This window comes from Psychromonas sp. SA13A (genome assembly GCF_011378715.1).
Lineage (GTDB): Bacteria > Pseudomonadota > Gammaproteobacteria > Enterobacterales > Psychromonadaceae > Psychromonas.
This window is the reverse complement of sequence record NZ_WTKU01000019.1, coordinates 1-16,973: the sequence shown is the minus strand read 5'-3', so window position 1 is coordinate 16,973 and position 16,973 is coordinate 1. Positions and strand designations below refer to the sequence as shown.

The window sequence follows — 16,973 nt, the reverse complement described above, 5'->3', positions numbered from 1 at the left end:
ACATGAGTAAAAGTGAAATTATTTACGGTATGCATGCCGTTGATGCACTATTAGAAAAACAACCAGAACGTGTTATTGAAATTTACGCCCTCAAAGGACGTGATGACGAACGTTTAAATGATGTACTTAATAAAGCTAAAGAATGGGGTGTCTCAGTACAATTGATGCAACGTAAAGCATTAGATGACAAGTCTGATGGGGAGCAGCACCAAGGTATTATGGCACGTGTAAAAGCGATGAAAGTATTAACTGACAATGATTTAGAGCCTATTTTAGCGGCGCTAGATGTTCCTCCTTTTTTATTGATTTTAGATGGTGTAACCGACCCGCATAATCTAGGAGCTTGTTTACGAAGTGCGGAAGCCGCTGGTGTGCACGCGGTGATCATTCCTAAAGACAACTCGGCAAGCTTAACACCCGTAGTGCGTAAAGTAGCCTGTGGCGCAGCAGAATCGATTCCATTAATTCATGTTACTAACCTAGCGCGCGCGATGCGTGGTTTACAAGACAAAGGGATCTGGATTTACGGTACAGCCGGTGAAGCAGAACAAAGCCTCTACGATTGTAAGCTGCAAAGTGGTATGGCGTTAGCGATGGGAGCAGAAGGTAAAGGGCTACGCCGTTTAACCCGCGAACATTGTGATGAACTGATTAAATTACCAATGGCTGGCGCTGTTTCAAGCTTAAATGTATCCGTTGCAACGGGTATTTGTTTGTTTGAAGTGGTACGCCAACGCCTTTAATTAAGAAGTAAAAACGAATAACAATCAGCGCTAGAGAGCCATTGATCGCTGTTTAGCGCTGATTGTTAATTAGAATGCATATTGAAGATTAAACCCCGTCGAAACCTCTTTATTTTCAGTATCCTCAGGTACGTTTTGATTATATTTATAGTCAACATCGAAGATTAAATATAACTGCTGGTAAATTCTATTCTGAGCTTTAAACTCCACACCATAAACACTATTAGAGTGCCCTACTTCAAACACTCCTTGTAACGACACTTGCAAGCTTTCACTCACAATCCTTTCATAATTCAGCCGTGTACGTAATATAAATTCATTAATAGAAACAGCATCTTCATCAGCATTCGGCTCAGCGAATTTATAGCCGGGGCCAAACTCAGTATTAAATTTATGGTTATTTTCATTAAAGAAAATATGCCCGTAACCAACGGTAAAGATATCTTCCTGCTCATAAGATGCAAATTTGCTACGTTTAATATCACTACGTACAAAAACTAAGTTCATTGGGTCTAAATTGTAGTTTCCCTGTAACTGCCAGCGAAGCTTTTGTGCGGTTTCTTCACTATCTTCCGATTCAGACTTAAACTCAATATCACTGTTAATATTGTATTGATCAACTTCGTCATAATCTAAGATTAAACGTCCGCGTAAGTTTTGTGTAATTTGATTATCTTGCTCATATTTAAAACCGAATTCAACAGCACCGGTAAAGCGATCAGGTAACTCTATTATCTCTTCATTTGAATCAACAATATCCGTTTTGATACTGTTATTTTCAATCGCAATATCAATGAAGTCTTGGTCCGCAATAGCATTATTTTCTTCGATGCTCCCCTGACCTACCTTTTTATTTTTGAGTAGATCAGGTTGTTGATCGATGGACGTTTTAATACGATTGATCGGCGAACTTAATAAACTGGCATGTTGTAAACGCTCTTTTTTTAATAGTGCCTTAAGTTGCTTTTCTTGTTGCTGACTTTCTACTAAATATGATTCTTGAATATTAACTTGATTATCTAGCGTCGATATTTTGTCAATCAAACGCTGATTTTCAGCTAATACTTGCTCTAGTTTTTTTTGCTGCAGCTGTTGTTTTAACTTCTCTGCCGCTTGTTGTTGCTCTAACTGCAGTGCTAGTTTGGTCGCCTCTTTTTTTGTCGATAGCGTTGTATTCGCCGAACTATTCGGCTTTGCGCCTGCGACACCAGCATCGCTATTAATGGTTCTGTCGCCCGCATTGCCCAGTGCACCATCAGCTTGAATATTTGTCGCGCCAGCATTCGCACCTATTGTCACTTCAGTAGTAGAAGTGATTGCCTGAGGAGTCATGTATAGCCCAACATTCACACCTAGCACGATAAGGTTAATAATTAAGATATAAAGGAAGGCTGATTTAAGCAAAATTAACTCATTTAAATGATTAGGGAACCGAGGTATTTTAGATTGTTAGTGTATAGATGCAAACAATAAGCAAAAGTTCTCATTAACTTTGTATTTATCTTACTTTTGTTGCTTGCGTAAGTTGTCGCCAAACTGTACAATCTGCCGGCTTAAATCAGCCATCCTTTTTGTTCCTTGCTTCTACTTGGTACGGCTGAGCCAAATTATGAAGCTACTAACCCGTAAGGAGCGATTTTTATATGCGTCATTATGAAATCGTATTTATGGTTCACCCAGATCAGAGTGAACAAGTTAATGGTATGATCGAGCGTTACACTACTTCTATTACAGAAGCAGGTGGTACTGTTCATCGTCTAGAAGATTGGGGTCGTCGTCAACTGGCTTACCCAATTAACAAACTACACAAAGCACACTATGTTCTTATGAATATTGAAGCTGAGCAAACAGTAATCGATGATTTGGAAACTGCTTTCCGTTTCAACGACGCTGTGATCCGCAACATGATCATGCGTACTAAATCTGCTGTAACTGAAGCATCTGTAGTGGCTAAAGCAAAAGAAGAACGTGTTGAACGTGCTCCTCGTGCTCCACGTCCAGATTTTGATGCTGCACCAGCTGCGCCTGCTGCAACAGAAGCAGAAGCATAAGAAACTGAGTGACTGATAACTTTTTGCAACTTACAGGTATCGTAACTGAAAAGCCGATACATAAAACAAGCCCAAGTGGCATTGAACACTGTAACCTGACGATAGAACATCGTTCAGTGCAAGAAGAAGCTGGATTACCACGCAATACATATTGTTATATGCCAATTGCAACAAGTGGACCATTAGCAAGTCAGTTGAAAAATAAATTATCGAAAGGTATGCAAATTAAAGTAAGTGGTTTTATCACTTATCATCAAAGCAAGAGTAATCTTGGTAAGTTGGTGTTGCATGCTCAGTACATAGAACAAATTTAAGGAACTACCATGGCTCGTTATTTTCGCCGTCGTAAATTCTGTCGATTCACAGCTGAAAAAGTTGTTGAGATTGATTACAAAGACGTTGTTACATTAAAAAATTACATCACTGAAAGTGGTAAAATTGTACCTAGCCGTATTACTGGCACATGTGCAAAATACCAACGCCAACTAGCGCGCGCTATCAAACGTGCACGTTACTTGTCGCTTTTACCTTACACAGATTTACACAAGTAAATAGGAGCTATAGATTATGGAAATTATTCTACAAGATACAGTTGCTAACCTTGGTAAACTTGGCGATAAAGTGAACGTTAAAGCAGGTTACGCACGTAACTTCCTTTTCCCACAGCAAAAAGCTGTTCCAGCAAACAAAGCAAACTTAGAAGCTTTTGAAGCACGTCGTGCTGAATTAGAAGCTAAGCAAGCTGCTAACCTAGCTGCTGCTCAAGCACGTGGTGAAGCTATCTCTGCATTAGAAGCGGTTGTTATCACTTCTAAAGCTGGTGATGCTGGTAAACTATTCGGTTCAATCGGTACGCGTGATATTGCTGATGCAATCACTGCTGCTGGTGTAGCGGTAGCTAAAAGCGAAGTTCGTCTTCCTGAAGGTGCTTTACGTTTAACAGGTTCTTACGAGATCACTGTTACAGTACATTCTGACGTAACTTCAATTGTAAACCTTGAGATTGTTGAAGCTGAGTAATCAGTAACACTATTTTAATGTTTTAAAATACCTGCCTTGAGCAGGTATTTTTTTGTCTAAAATTTACTTAAGGTACTATTGCCTTAAAGTCTAATTGAGTTAAAAGACAACTTACTAAGGCGCTGTTATCTAGGTACTGCTATCTAAGATGCTATTATCTAAGGTACTACCAAACGATAGCCTGCACCATATACTGATTGGATCATATCTTGTCCTTGGCTAATATCTGCCAGTTTTTTTCTTAACTTTTTAATGTGACTATCAATGGTGCGATTGTTAACAATACGCTCATCTGAGTACATATTTTGCATTAATTGTTGCCGTGTAAAGATACGACCAGGTTGTTTTACAAGTGATCTAAGCAACTCGAATTCAACGGAAGTAAGCGCAATATCGGAAGCATTAAAACTGACAACCAAACGTTGTGGATCAAGTTTCAAAACAGCTTCGACATTGTCTAAGGTAAACTGCTGACTTCTCCTTAACACCGCCTTTACCCTAGCCACCACTTCTTTAGGGCTAAACGGCTTACAGATGTAATCATCCGCTCCTAACTCTAAGCCTAACAACCTATCAATTTCGTCCACTTTGGCAGTAACCATTAAAATAGGTACATTAGAAAACTGACGGATCTCGCTGCACAGAGTGATACCATCTTTACCTGGTAACATTATATCCAACAAAATCACTGTCGGTTGATGTGCTTTGACCCAACTCAACACTTCATCACCATGATGAATTTGATGCGGCTGATACTCAGTTAATTTGAAGTAATCAGCCAACAAATTAGCTAGCTTAACTTCATCTTCTACAATCAATATTGAACTCGACACGTTTTAACCTTATTAAGTAAATCATTTTTAGTCAGTGTAAATGTACACTACCGCAGAATGTAAGATGAATTTAACTTGATTAGTATTGTTGCTTTAATATCATTAACTCAAGGGTAATTCGATAATAATAGCTAATCCACCCAGTGCAGATGTTTGTGCACTGATATGCCCTTGATGTGCAGCAACAATATGAGCGCAGATAGACAAACCAAGACCTGATCCTCCTGTTTTTCGATTCCTGGAATCTTCAACTCGATATAAGTATTCAAATAAATGCAACAAATGTTGTTCAGGTACTCCCACACCATTATCTTCTACAATGACTTTCACTAAGGCCGGAGATGCTTGTTGCTCAACAACCAGCGATATTTTTACTTCGCTTGCTTCGGCATACTTAATACAATTATTGATTAAATTTTCAAACAGTTGACATAAACGAGTGCGATCAGCAAAGACCATTGCAACTGGTGTTTCAATATCGACTTGCAACGTAGTGCCAACAGCCGATAAATAACTACTAAATTTATTCACCTCTGAAGCTAGCCATTGGGATAAATCAATATTGCTTTTGCGATAATGCATACCACCGATATCGGCACTTGTTAACTGGTGTAAATCATCAATAAGAGACTGTAAATGTTTTACTTCATCATTCGCTGAACCTATATTTTTTTTATCCAGCGGACGAACGCCATCTAACATCGCTTCTAACTCACCTCTCAGAATAGACACAGGCGTGCGCAATTCGTGTGATATATTGGCTAGCCAACGTTTACGAGCGTCTTCATTTTCATGCAGTGTTAATGCTAACTCATTAAAGTCTCTACTCAATTCACCAAGTTCATCTTTTCTATTTACATCGATATGTTGAATATAATTACCTTGCGTTAATTGATGCATACCAAAAATTACTTTCTTAATCGGCTCAGCAATGTGGCGTGCTAATGGAAAAGTAATTAAGACCACTAAGCCCATGGTCACTAAGGCGATTATCCACAGGTAACTTTTTTGCTGTTGCATGAAATCTAATTCGTAACCATCGATCATTTTATTACGTTGAGGGATCATTAACCAGCCAACATCTTGCTCATTAACCTTGAGTATCAATTTTTTGTAATCAGCCCGCTTAATATAATGCCCAGCAATCAGATTATCCTCATGGTCAAATAAAGCAAAACCTGGCTTTTGCCTTGGGCTAGGAAAATCACTTCTAGACGGAGGCGGCTCACCAAATTCGGCTCTGGGTGGGTGTCCAAATTCAGGTAGTGGTCGCCCCATTAAGGCTGCACTTTCTATCTCACCATCATTATTTGCAAGGTTCATAATAAGCAAATCACCTAATTTTTTGTGATCACCTTGGATCCCTTTCCAACTGCCCTGTTGTGCATACTCTCGTTCCAGTTCAACGACTAAAGGCTGTAATGCCGCTAGCTGTTTACTGTTAACATACTCAGCGAGACCTTTTCCGATACTCCATTGTATTAACAACATTAAAGCAGTCACAAGTAATAAGCTAAAGCTAAAAAAAACCAGAAAAAGTTTGTTATGAATTTTCATAAGGAAAAATCTCTTATCAACGTGAATAGCGAATACAATTCGATTAGATTTTAAGTAAATGTTGTTTAGTAAAATAGACTATTTTAAGCAACGAGGATGAACAACTATTCAGTAGAATTGTTGTCAATTGTAATATTGGGATGAAGCTTATTGGGTCTCTATTTTTATCTATTGGATTATACTCGTTGTCAATCAATATGCATTGTTCATTATTTAGCGAGAAGGGAAGATAAAGGCTAATATGATCAAAGAATTTATATTGCTTCATACAGGACTTAATAAATATGCTTTAAAATAACGACTAGGAAGCCCAGGGAGGTTAGGGATTAAAGGTTAAATAACAAACGTAAAAAGTGCGATTCATAATTTGAATCCAAGTTCAAATACACAGCGCCACCACAATTTTTTACAGGGTCAAAAAATAACATTCAAATTTATTCTAAAAAACGTTCCGCACAACGCGTACATTAATCGGAACGCTTTAGTCTAGAAAACACTTGCCGTAGCACAATTTAACTTAGAAACATTTATTTTAGAAAGGCTTAGCTTAGAAAGGCTTCACCTATAAAATCTTAACCTAGAAACTTTCGCCTAGAAAAGTAAGGCCAGCTAAGCAGTGGTATCAATCAAAGAATCACCTTCTTCAATGCCGAACTTTTCCATTACCTGTGCATAAACAGAAAATCGTTGTTCTTCACTTAGTTCATCAATGCTTTCTGCCTCACTTGCAGCTACTGTTTCTTCTAATAACTCTTCTAAATAACTGGCCATTGAGCTGATTTCATCTGAACTTTGTGAAGGGGGCGGAGGTGGTGGAGGTGGGCGGTCGCCTTCTACATTGGCTAAGTCACCAATTTCTTGTGCATCAAAACCTAGTTCAGACATAGTTGATTCCATGGCTTTACCTGGTTCAATACCCGCGTCAGAGAATGTCTCTAAAATACTCAAGGCATCAGCAGTGGTTAGGTTATCAGTATCTAACTCAGATAACGTATCTGAAATAAGTGTTAGCTGATCTTCCGTTAAGGCTTTCTCTGAACGAGACGAAGAAGGCATTGTGATTGATGAGCCTGCATTGATTGAACTAATCATATAAAGACTTCCTATTATTGGCGTTGCGGAGGACGAGGAGGCTTATGATCATTAAATTCTTGCTCACTCAGCACACCATTAGCATCAGTATCTATCTCATCAAAAATAGTTTGCGGATCACCATGGGGTAATGTTTGTGCAGAGAATTCATCATAATCAATGTCACTACTATTATCGGTATCAATACTTGAAAAACTAGGACGCTCGCCTTTAGGTCCATTTTGTTGAGAGTCCTGCGCGTAAGCTTGAGTGGTCACTCCTACAACCATTGCGAAACCGATAATTATATGTACACCTTTTTTCATTAAGAAAGTCCTCTATAGTTAGAATTATTTTGTTAGATTAGCAATCGAATGTGCAAAAAATGTGCAAAATAGGTGAAAATAGGATTTTTAATTTAAGATAATGGATATTTTTATCCTCTAACGTTAGCTGTAAAATGAATTGTGCTTGCGTTAACCATAAAAATATTTATTCTCTACTTAATATAACCATCAACTAAGTAGAGCAAAATGAAAACAATAGAAGACTATCAATTACTTACCAAACAAGCTTTAGCATTAATTGAAGGGGAAACAGATTTAACGGCTAACCTTTCAAATATCAGTGCTTTACTGAACATGAATTTAAACAAGATAAATTGGGTCGGTTTTTACTTGCTGAAAGGCGACCAACTTGTCTTGGGTCCATTTCAAGGGAATGTTGCTTGTTATCGTATCGATTTGGATAAAGGTGTGTGTGGCAAAGCCTTTCGCACTAATACAACACAACGTATTGCAGATGTACATGACTTTCCTGGTCATATTGCTTGCGATGCAGCGAGCCAGTCGGAAATTGTTGTGCCTATTAATTGCAATGGAAAAACCGTAGCAGTATTAGATATTGATAGCCCAATAACAGAGCGTTTTAATGAAGTGGATGAAGCGGGTTTAAATCACTTTATTACACAATTAGAAAATAAGCTAAACTTCTAATTGACCAAAACTTATCCCAGTTTCAAGGATAAAGGTTAAAGGTTAAAGGTTAAAGGTTAAAAGGCAGCACATTTTCTAGCGATAAAAAAGCCCCGTGAAAAACGAGGCTTTTATTTAGAAAGCTAACTTCAATAGAAGGTTAACTTAAACTGATTACTTAGCTTGCGGACGCATATGCGGGAATAATAATACGTCACGAATAGTATGGCTATCAGTAAACAACATCACTAAACGGTCGATACCAATACCTTCACCTGCTGTTGGTGGTAAACCATGCTCTAGCGCAGTGATGTAGTCTGCATCGTAGAACATTGCTTCATCATCACCAGATTCTTTCTGTGCAACTTGATCCATAAAGCGTTGTGCTTGGTCTTGTGAATCATTTAACTCAGAGAAACCATTTGCTAGCTCACGACCACCAACGAAGAACTCAAAACGATCTGTTACGTCTGGGTTATCGTCATTACGACGTGCCAATGGAGATACTTCAGCTGGATAAGCAGTAATGAATGTTGGTTGCATTAGTTTATGCTCAGCAGTCTCTTCAAAGATCTCAGTTAATACTTTACCTTCGCCCCAGCTATCTTTTAGGTGGATCTCTAAACGTTTAGCAAGTGCTTGTAAGCCTTCCATGCTATCCAACTCAGAAGCTTCGATACCTTCATTGTATTCAAGGATTGATTCTTTCATGGTTAGACGTACAAAAGGTTTACCGAAATCAAACTCTTCTTCGCCGTATTTAACAATGCTTGAACCTAATACATTTTCAGTAATAGTACGTAACATATCTTCAGTTAAGTTCATTAGATCAATGTAATCAGCGTAAGCTTGGTAAAACTCAATCATAGTGAATTCTGGGTTATGACGCGTTGAAACACCTTCGTTACGGAAACTACGGTTAATTTCGAATACACGTTCAAAACCACCAACCACTAGACGTTTAAGGTTCAATTCTGGTGCAATACGTAAATACATTGGTAAATCTAATGCATTATGAAATGTTTCAAAAGGTTTAGCCGTTGCGCCGCCAGGGATTGCTTGTAACATTGGCGTTTCAACTTCCATGAAGTTACGTTCATTTAGGTAAGTACGGATAGCAGTTACAATTTTATTACGTAAAATAAATGTTTTACGTGATGATTCATTAGCAATTAAATCAAGGTAACGTTGACGGTAACAAGCTTCAGTATCTGATAGGCCATGGAATTTATCAGGTAACGGGCGTAATGCTTTAGTCAAAATGCGAATTTCAGACACTTTAATGCTTAACTCATCTGTTTTAGTTTTAAATAAAACACCTGTTGCACCCACGATATCGCCTAAATCCCATTTTTTGAATTCGGTATTGTAAAAACCTTCAGCTAAATTATCACGTGCAACGTAGACTTGAACTTGACCGCCCATATCTTGAATAGTTGCAAAGCTTGCTTTACCCATAATACGACGCGTCATCATGCGACCGGCAACGCTTACTTCAACGGCTAATTCTTCTAGTTCTTCTTTGCTCTTTTCGTCATAAAGCTTATGCAGTTCATCTGAGATATTTTTACGACGGAAATCATTCGGGAATGCTTGTCCCTTTTCACGCATAGCATCTAATTTTTCTAGGCGTGCGGTTAAAATATCGTTCAACTCTTCTTGTGGTGCTTCTGCTTGGTTTTGCTCTGACATGATAGTTCCTATCGGTTTAGTGTCTTACATAATTTTTTTTAAATGTGCCTTATATAACATACGTAATATAAGGCTCATGCTATTTACTATATCTACAATCCAGATTTCAGACTTGCTTCGATAAATTTATTTAAATCACCATCTAATACAACTTGAGTATTACGGTTTTCAACACCAGTGCGTAAATCTTTAATACGAGAATCATCTAATACGTATGAACGAATCTGACTACCCCAGCCAATATCAGACTTACCATCTTCATTGATCTGCTTCTCTGCATTTTGTAATTGTAATTCGTGCTCATATAATTTGGCACGTAATTGTTTCATCGCTTGGTCTTTATTTTTATGTTGTGAACGGTCATTCTGACACTGCACCACTATATTAGTAGGTACATGAGTAATACGAACCGCAGATTCGGTTGTATTAACGTGCTGACCACCCGCCCCAGAAGCACGATATACATCAATACGTAAATCTGCAGGGTTAATCTGAATATCGATATTGTCATCAATTTCAGGATAAATAAATGCCGATGCAAATGAGGTATGGCGTTTGCCCGATGAGTCAAAAGGTGACTTACGCACTAAACGATGCACACCGGTTTCAGTGCGCAACCAGCCATAGGCATATTCTCCACTAAAACGAATAGTAGCACCTTTAATGCCTGCAACATCACCAGGTGTGGCTTCCATTAATTCGGTTTTGTATCCATTAGCTTCGCCCCAACGTAAATACATACGTAACAGCATATTCGCCCAATCTTGAGCTTCTGTACCACCGGAGCCTGATTGAATATCAAGATAACAAGAGCATGCATCTTGTTTGCCTGAAAACATACGGCGAAACTCTAATACTTCAAGTTGCTTTTCAAGGTCATTGGCTTCTTTAATCGCTTCATCAAAGCTGTCTTGGTCGTTTTCTTCTACGGCCATCTCCACCAGCATTGCAATATCTTCAGTACCTTCTGTTAATGCGTCAATGGTTTTCACCACTAATTCAAGGCCACTACGTTCTTTTCCTAATGCTTGTGCATGCTCTGGATCATTCCATACTTCAGAAGATTCTAGTTCACGGCTAACTTCTTCAAGTCGTTCCACTTTTGCATCATAGTCAAAGGTACCCCCTAAGCATTTCAGCACGCTCAGTCAGGTCTTTAAGTTGATTAAGAATAGGGTTTACTTCAAACATTGAGGCTCACTATTGATATATTCGTAAAAAGAGCCGAATTTTAACCAATTATCGATAAAATAAATAGAGAACAATTAAAATTAATAAGCATCTTGCTGCCGAGAATCTACACATCGCCTCGAACTCACTTTAATTGCAGCAAATTGAATTGATTTTTAAACCCTATAAGCACTCAATCAATATCAATCTTGATAAGCCGACACCTTATTATTTAAATATTATGAATAAGTATAAACACGCTTGTTATCGCTCTAAATACGCTAAATGCTTGTTATTAGTATTTAGCGTATTTTCAAAACCCCTAAGAAACTAAAAAAATAGAAAAAAAATACAATTTTTTACTTTTATTAGATGCATTTTATTTTCATTAACGTAAAGTTAAAGGCTCATTTAAGCAAGGTTCGCTTCTATCCGATACAGGTAGAAAACGACGCAATTAACCGATTGTATAAGGATACAAATTATGGAAATGCTTTCAGGCGCCGAAATGGTAGTGCGTTCACTACAGGACGAAGGTATAGAACATATCTTTGGCTACCCAGGCGGTTCAGTTTTAGATATTTACGACGCCATCTTCCAATCAGACAAAATTGAACATTATCTAGTTCGTCATGAGCAAGCTGCTGTACACATGGCGGATGCTTATTCACGTTCAACAGGTAAAGTCGGTTGTGTGTTAGTAACTGCAGGCCCAGGCGCGACAAACTGTATTACCGGTATTGCAACAGCTTACATGGATTCAATTCCATTAGTTGTGTTATCAGGTCAAGTACCTACTTTCTGGATTGGCGACGATGCTTTCCAAGAAACCGACATGATCGGTGTTTCTCGTCCAATTGTAAAACATAGCTTTTCATGCCGTACCGCTGAAGAAATCCCAATGGCTATCAAAAAGGCATTTTACATTGCTTCAACGGGTCGACCGGGTCCAGTAGTTATCGAACTGCCAAAAGATGTACAAAATCCACTTAACAAATTCCCTTATGAATATCCTGAAAACATTAGCTTACGTTCATATAACCCAACTTTAAGTGGCCATAAAGGGCAAATAAAACGCGCTGTAGCAGCATTAGTAAATGCTAGAAAACCTGTGTTATATGTGGGTGGTGGTGCCATTATTGCTAATGCATCAAAACAAGTATTAGAACTTGCTGAAAAGTTAAACCTACCGGTAACCAATACCTTGATGGGTTTAGGTTCATTTCCTGGTGAGCATAAACAATTTATCGGCATGTTAGGCATGCACGGTACTTACGAAGCAAACAACTCAATGCATAATGCAGATTTGATTTTTTCTTGTGGTGCTCGCTTTGATGACCGTGTAACTAATAATGTAGATAAATTCTGTCCAAACGCAAAAATCATGCATATTGATATCGACCCAACGTCTATTTCAAAAAATATTCACGCAGACTTACCGATTGTAGGTAGTGTTGAAGTGGTATTGCAGCAGATGTTAGATCTAATCGAAGAAACTCAAGCGACTAATGATAGTGAAAGTATTAATGCTTGGTGGGATCAGATTAATAAGTGGCGCGCTAAAGATTGCCTTGCTTACAAAACATCAGATACACATATCAAACCACAACAAGTGATCCAATGTTTATACAAAGTAACGAAAGGTGATGCCATCGTTACTTCTGACGTTGGTCAACATCAAATGGTTGCAGCGCAATATTATCCGTTTAAAGAACCTCGCCAATGGATTAACTCTGGTGGTGCGGGTACCATGGGCTTCGGCTTACCAGCTGCAATGGGTTGTAAAATAGCCTTCCCAGATCGCCCCGTTGTATGTGTAACAGGTGATGGTTCTATTCAAATGAATATTCAAGAACTATCAACATGTATGCAATACAACATTCCTCTGGTTATTCTACTATTGAACAACCGCTCACTAGGAATGGTAAAACAATGGCAAAAAATGTTCTACGGTGGTCGTCAATCTCATTCTTATATGGATAGTGTGCCTGATTTTGTTAAATTATCTGAAGCCTATAACCATATCGGTATTAAAGTTGATAAAATTGAAGAACTTGAGCCTGCATTAATACGTGCATTTGAATTAAAAGATCGTGTTGTCTTTATTGATGTAGCGATTGATCCAGAAGAACATGTTTATCCGATGCAAATAAAATCTGGCAGTATGGAAGATATGTACCTAAGCAAAACGGAGAAAACTGATGCGTAGAATTATAGCTGTTTTACTAGAGAACGAATCAGGCGCATTGTCTCGTGTTGTTGGTCTTTTTTCACAACGAGCTTATAACATTGAATCATTAACCGTATCACCGACTAACGATAAAACGTTATCTCGTATGACTATCACAACAGATGTTGTTAATCATGCGGAGCTTGAGCAGATGATGAAACAATTACACAAATTAGTTGATGTGTTACGTGTTACTGAATTAACTCAAAGTGCACATGTAGAACGTGAATTGTTATTGGTTAAAGTACGTACTGTCGGTAGCGAAGCACGTGAAGAAGTAAAACGTACTTGTGATATATATCGCGGTCAAATTGTTGATATTACTCAGCATCTTTACACCATACAATTAACTGGTGTAGGTTCAAAATTGGATGCTTTTGTAGCAACAATTTCTGACGCGAGTGAAATTGTGGAAGTAGTTAGATCCGGTGTTTGTGGTATTGCACGTGGTGATAAAGCACTACGAGGATAAGTAACAAAACTGAGATGAACTACTTTATGCAAAGTGCAGATCACTGTACTTTGCATTTTTTATTTATAGGAGAATAAAATGTTCGAACTGCTCGCGCTGTTAATGTCAGCATTTGTGCTTTTTATGTTTGGTGTATCGATACTAAGTTTGATGGTTATAGCGGGCATTATGATTGCTAGCTTTATTGTACTGGGTGCCCTTTCCTTCCTATTAAAATTTGGTATTTGGATTTTACTCGCCTACCTCATCTATTATTATTTCTTTCAATATAAAAACAACAAAGACAAGGACGAACTATGAAACGCTTATTACTGCTCGCTTGCGCCTGTTTATTATCCATCAATAGCTTTGCCAGTGATTTAACAGTTAGCGATCAATATATAAGAGCAACACCCCCACATGCCAAAAATAGTGCCTCTTTTTTAACAATTACTAATCATACCAATACCAATATTAAATTAGTTGGTGCTAGCAGTGATATTGCAAAACGTGTTGAATTACATAATCATATTAAAGAAGATGGCATGATGAAAATGCGCCAAGTTGAAGCGGTGAAAATAACGGCGAATAGCAGCACGTCATTACAACCAGGTGGTTACCATATTATGTTTTTAGGACTAAATAATAATTTAACCGAAGGCCAATCCGTTAAAGTTACACTCTATTTTGATAACGGAAATGAATTAAACATTGATGCTCCCGTTAAAAAAATCAATAGCCATAAAAAACAAGGTTCGACAGAAATGTCACACCAAGCGCATCACTAAAACTTAATATAAAAAGGAAGTTAGATCCATGAAAAAACAGGCTTTAGCCGCTGTTATAGCAGCAACAATCAGTATGCCATCAACGGCTGATTTTTTAGGTGTTTATGCTGGTCTTGATTACGCTAGCAACGAAACAAGTTTTAGTAATTCAAATGGTTCAGAAGATGACAATAACCTGTCTGGTTATGTTGCATTTGAACACTTCATTCCACTAGTACCGAATGTTAAATTAAAATATTCAGATTTAAGCAATAGCGATTTAAATAATAATGATAGTTCAGCAATGAACGCAATTTTATATTATGAAGTGCTAGATAATGACTTAGTTGAAATTGATTTAGGTTTAGCATACACCGATACAGAAAGCTTTAATCATGATGCTTCAATTGCACAAGCTTACGGCGCTGCGAAAGTACATGTACCAGGTGTTAGCATGCATGCTTTTGCTGAAGTAATCGGTGGTTCACTTACAGATGATGATGCGTTAGATGCGCAGATTGGCTTAGCTTATACCTTCAACCCTGATTCTTATTTATTAAACGTCGCTGTGCGTGCCGGTTACCGAGTTCAGGAGTTAGAATTTGATAATGTAGCAGGTACACAAGAAGTTGACGGTTTATTTGCAGGTGTAGAAGTCCACTTCTAACTCATCTAAAAAATATTAAATATAAAGGCCACAAATATTTCTATATTTGTGGCTTTTTTTTGTAAAACAGCTTCTGAAATATTCAATTTTATAAACTTTTTCATATCTGATATAGCTAATTAACATCTGCTTGTATAAAGTAATAATGCTTAAGTTTCATAAAATTTATTACGCTTAATTCAAGCCAAAAACTTAAATTAAGCGTAGTGTGGTCATCTCCAGTTAAATATTCATAAGGAAGACTCATGACAGTTCAATCTCATCAAAATCATCGTATCGTTTTAGCTTCTCGCCCTATTGGCGCTCCTATTCAGAACAACTTTCGCCTTGAAGTAGCCGAGAAACCAACACCTGCACAAGGTGAAGTTCTACTGCGCACTATTTATCTTTCATTAGACCCTTATATGAGAGGCCGAATGAGTGATGCCAAGTCTTATGCTGAGCCTGTCGACATCGATCAAGTCATGGTTGGCGGTACAGTTTGTCAAGTGGAACTATCTAACAACTCAGACTTTGAAGTCGGGGAATGGGTAGTTGCGTACACTGGATGGCAAGAGTATGCAGTATCCGACGGTGAAGGATTACTTAAATTAGGTAAAGAGCCTAGCTCACCATCTTATGCGCTTGGTATTATGGGCATGCCCGGTTTTACTGCATATATGGGCTTATTAGATATTGGCGCACCTAAGTCTGGCGAAACTATTGTTGTTGCCGCTGCAACGGGCCCAGTTGGCGCAACCGTTGGCCAGATTGGTAAAATTAAAGGCTGTCATGTAGTTGGTATTGCAGGTGGTGAAGATAAATGTCGACACGCGGTAGAAGAGCTTGGCTTTGACCAATGTATTGACCATAAGGCTGCTGATTTTAAAGAACAATTAGCTAAAGCATGTCATAAAGGTATTGATGTTTATTATGAAAATGTTGGCGGTAAAGTGTTTGATGCCGTATTACCGTTACTAAATACCAGTGCGAGGATCCCTTTATGTGGTTTAGTTTCTCAATACAATGCAACGTCATTACCTGAAGGGCCAGATCGTTTATCACTGCTTATGGGAACCTTGTTAGTTAAACGCATTAAGATGCAGGGATTTATAATTTTTGATGACTATGCACATCGATATGATGAATTTGCAGCCGATATGAGCCAATGGTTAACTGAAGGTAAAGTAAAATATAAAGAACAAATAATAGAAGGATTGGATAATACTGTTGATGCCTTCGCTGGTCTACTTGAAGGTAAGAACTTCGGTAAACTAGTTATTAAAGTAAACCAACCTCTATAATGTAGGAATATCATGATTAAATTACACCATTTAAATAAATCACGTTCTAAACGTATTATTTGGTGGCGGATTCAACATTGAAGTGCATAACGACTAAGCAGCTATAACTACCATATGTTCAGCCATTAATTTGGCTGGCGTTTTGTAATTTAGTTTCTTTCTTGGCCTATCATTCAATTTAACGATTACATCTTCAACTTCTGATTGCGATACTTTTTTAAAGTCCGTTGATTTCGGCCAATATTGTCGTAACAAACCATTCGTATTTTCATTCAAACCTCTTTGCCACGAACAATAAGGATCTGCAAAATAAACACCACAATTTAAATATTCGGTCATCACTTCATGATAGGCAAATTCTTTACCATTATCAGCAGTGATCGTAAATATCGCACCTTTGTATGGTTGCAATAAAGCAATCGTAGCAGCAGTCACTGATTTAGCCGATTTGTCATCAACACGCA

20 protein-coding genes are annotated in these 16,973 nt (G+C 38.0%); 12 read left to right on the top strand and 8 right to left on the bottom strand.

The features are described 5' to 3' along the window. Positions 1 to 2 precede the first annotated feature (2 nt). The gene (rlmB, locus tag GQR44_RS14845; RefSeq protein WP_166372524.1) at positions 3 to 743 is read left to right on the top strand and encodes a 23S rRNA (guanosine(2251)-2'-O)-methyltransferase RlmB; all 741 of its coding nucleotides are present in this window, start codon (positions 3 to 5) and stop codon (positions 741 to 743) included. 69 nt (positions 744 to 812) lie between these two features. On the opposite strand, the gene GQR44_RS14840 is transcribed toward rlmB, so the two are convergent. After that, on the bottom strand, positions 813 to 2,075 hold the full coding sequence (locus GQR44_RS14840) for a DUF481 domain-containing protein (RefSeq protein ID WP_166372523.1): 1,263 nt from the start codon (positions 2,073 to 2,075) through the stop codon (positions 813 to 815). A 311-nt stretch (positions 2,076 to 2,386) separates the two neighbouring features. On the opposite strand from GQR44_RS14840, the gene rpsF reads away from it, so the two are divergent. From rpsF to rplI, 4 genes are read left to right on the top strand one after another with little or no spacing between them, the layout of a single operon-like run. Next, positions 2,387 to 2,794 (top strand): 30S ribosomal protein S6, encoded by a 408-nt coding sequence (gene rpsF, locus GQR44_RS14835; protein WP_166372522.1) that lies wholly within the window; start codon positions 2,387 to 2,389, stop codon positions 2,792 to 2,794. A gap of 8 nt (positions 2,795 to 2,802) precedes the next feature. Further along, entirely contained in the window at positions 2,803 to 3,108 is a 306-nt protein-coding gene (priB, locus tag GQR44_RS14830; RefSeq protein ID WP_025563296.1) for a primosomal replication protein N, read from the top strand. A gap of 9 nt (positions 3,109 to 3,117) precedes the next feature. Beyond that, positions 3,118 to 3,345, top strand: coding sequence for a 30S ribosomal protein S18 (rpsR, locus tag GQR44_RS14825; protein WP_028869180.1), 228 nt, complete (start codon positions 3,118 to 3,120; stop codon positions 3,343 to 3,345). A gap of 16 nt (positions 3,346 to 3,361) precedes the next feature. After that, positions 3,362 to 3,814, top strand: coding sequence for a 50S ribosomal protein L9 (gene rplI, locus GQR44_RS14820; RefSeq protein WP_028869181.1), 453 nt, complete (start codon positions 3,362 to 3,364; stop codon positions 3,812 to 3,814). Between the two features lie 158 nt (positions 3,815 to 3,972). On the opposite strand, the gene GQR44_RS14815 is transcribed toward rplI, so the two are convergent. From GQR44_RS14815 to GQR44_RS14800, 4 genes are all read right to left on the bottom strand, one after another. Continuing rightward, positions 3,973 to 4,647, bottom strand: a complete 675-nt coding sequence (locus GQR44_RS14815; RefSeq protein WP_166372521.1) for a response regulator — start codon at positions 4,645 to 4,647, stop codon at positions 3,973 to 3,975. A gap of 102 nt (positions 4,648 to 4,749) precedes the next feature. Then, a complete protein-coding gene (locus GQR44_RS14810; RefSeq protein WP_166372520.1) occupies positions 4,750 to 6,204 on the bottom strand; it encodes an ATP-binding protein in 1,455 nt (484 codons plus the stop codon). 609 nt (positions 6,205 to 6,813) lie between these two features. Next, entirely contained in the window at positions 6,814 to 7,296 is a 483-nt protein-coding gene (locus GQR44_RS14805; protein WP_166372519.1) for a hypothetical protein, read from the bottom strand. 14 nt (positions 7,297 to 7,310) lie between these two features. Beyond that, positions 7,311 to 7,601 (bottom strand): EF-hand domain-containing protein, encoded by a 291-nt coding sequence (locus GQR44_RS14800; RefSeq protein WP_166372518.1) that lies wholly within the window; start codon positions 7,599 to 7,601, stop codon positions 7,311 to 7,313. A gap of 207 nt (positions 7,602 to 7,808) precedes the next feature. On the opposite strand from GQR44_RS14800, the gene GQR44_RS14795 reads away from it, so the two are divergent. Next, positions 7,809 to 8,270: a GAF domain-containing protein gene (locus tag GQR44_RS14795; RefSeq protein ID WP_166372517.1), complete on the top strand. Its 462-nt coding sequence runs from the start codon at positions 7,809 to 7,811 to the stop codon at positions 8,268 to 8,270. A 153-nt stretch (positions 8,271 to 8,423) separates the two neighbouring features. Here the strand turns inward: GQR44_RS14795 and lysS are convergent, their stop codons facing one another. Together lysS and prfB are read right to left on the bottom strand one after the other, a co-directional pair. Further along, entirely contained in the window at positions 8,424 to 9,941 is a 1,518-nt protein-coding gene (gene lysS / locus GQR44_RS14790) for a lysine--tRNA ligase (RefSeq protein WP_166372516.1), read from the bottom strand. Positions 9,942 to 10,033: 92 nt separating this feature from the next. Beyond that, a protein-coding gene (gene prfB, locus GQR44_RS14785) for a peptide chain release factor 2 (protein ID WP_166372515.1) occupies positions 10,034 to 11,132 on the bottom strand; the annotation gives its coding sequence in 2 pieces (ribosomal slippage) (positions 10,034 to 11,056 and positions 11,058 to 11,132; 1,098 coding nt in all). Between the two features lie 463 nt (positions 11,133 to 11,595). Here prfB and GQR44_RS14780 point away from each other — a divergent pair. The 6 genes from GQR44_RS14780 (at position 11,596) to GQR44_RS14755 (ending at position 16,509) form a co-directional block, all read left to right on the top strand. Beyond that, entirely contained in the window at positions 11,596 to 13,320 is a 1,725-nt protein-coding gene (locus GQR44_RS14780) for an acetolactate synthase 3 large subunit (RefSeq protein WP_166372514.1), read from the top strand. Continuing rightward, a complete protein-coding gene (ilvN, locus tag GQR44_RS14775; protein WP_166372513.1) occupies positions 13,313 to 13,813 on the top strand; it encodes an acetolactate synthase small subunit in 501 nt (166 codons plus the stop codon). The genes GQR44_RS14780 and ilvN overlap by 8 nt, the downstream gene beginning before the upstream one ends. Positions 13,814 to 13,891: 78 nt before the next feature. Beyond that, positions 13,892 to 14,113: a hypothetical protein gene (locus GQR44_RS14770; RefSeq protein WP_028869191.1), complete on the top strand. Its 222-nt coding sequence runs from the start codon at positions 13,892 to 13,894 to the stop codon at positions 14,111 to 14,113. After that, positions 14,110 to 14,580, top strand: a complete 471-nt coding sequence (locus tag GQR44_RS14765) for a copper chaperone PCu(A)C (RefSeq protein WP_166372512.1) — start codon at positions 14,110 to 14,112, stop codon at positions 14,578 to 14,580. Before GQR44_RS14770 ends, GQR44_RS14765 begins: the two co-directional genes overlap by 4 nt. Before the next feature lie 28 nt (positions 14,581 to 14,608). Next, complete coding sequence (locus GQR44_RS14760; protein WP_166372511.1) at positions 14,609 to 15,226, top strand: TIGR04219 family outer membrane beta-barrel protein; 618 nt, start codon at positions 14,609 to 14,611, stop codon at positions 15,224 to 15,226. A 245-nt stretch (positions 15,227 to 15,471) separates the two neighbouring features. Further along, positions 15,472 to 16,509, top strand: a complete 1,038-nt coding sequence (locus tag GQR44_RS14755) for an NADP-dependent oxidoreductase (RefSeq protein WP_166372510.1) — start codon at positions 15,472 to 15,474, stop codon at positions 16,507 to 16,509. 93 nt (positions 16,510 to 16,602) lie between these two features. Here GQR44_RS14755 and GQR44_RS14750 read toward each other — a convergent pair. Continuing rightward, a partial coding sequence (locus GQR44_RS14750; protein WP_166372315.1) for an IS30 family transposase occupies positions 16,603 to 16,973 on the bottom strand: 371 nt, incomplete at its 5' end.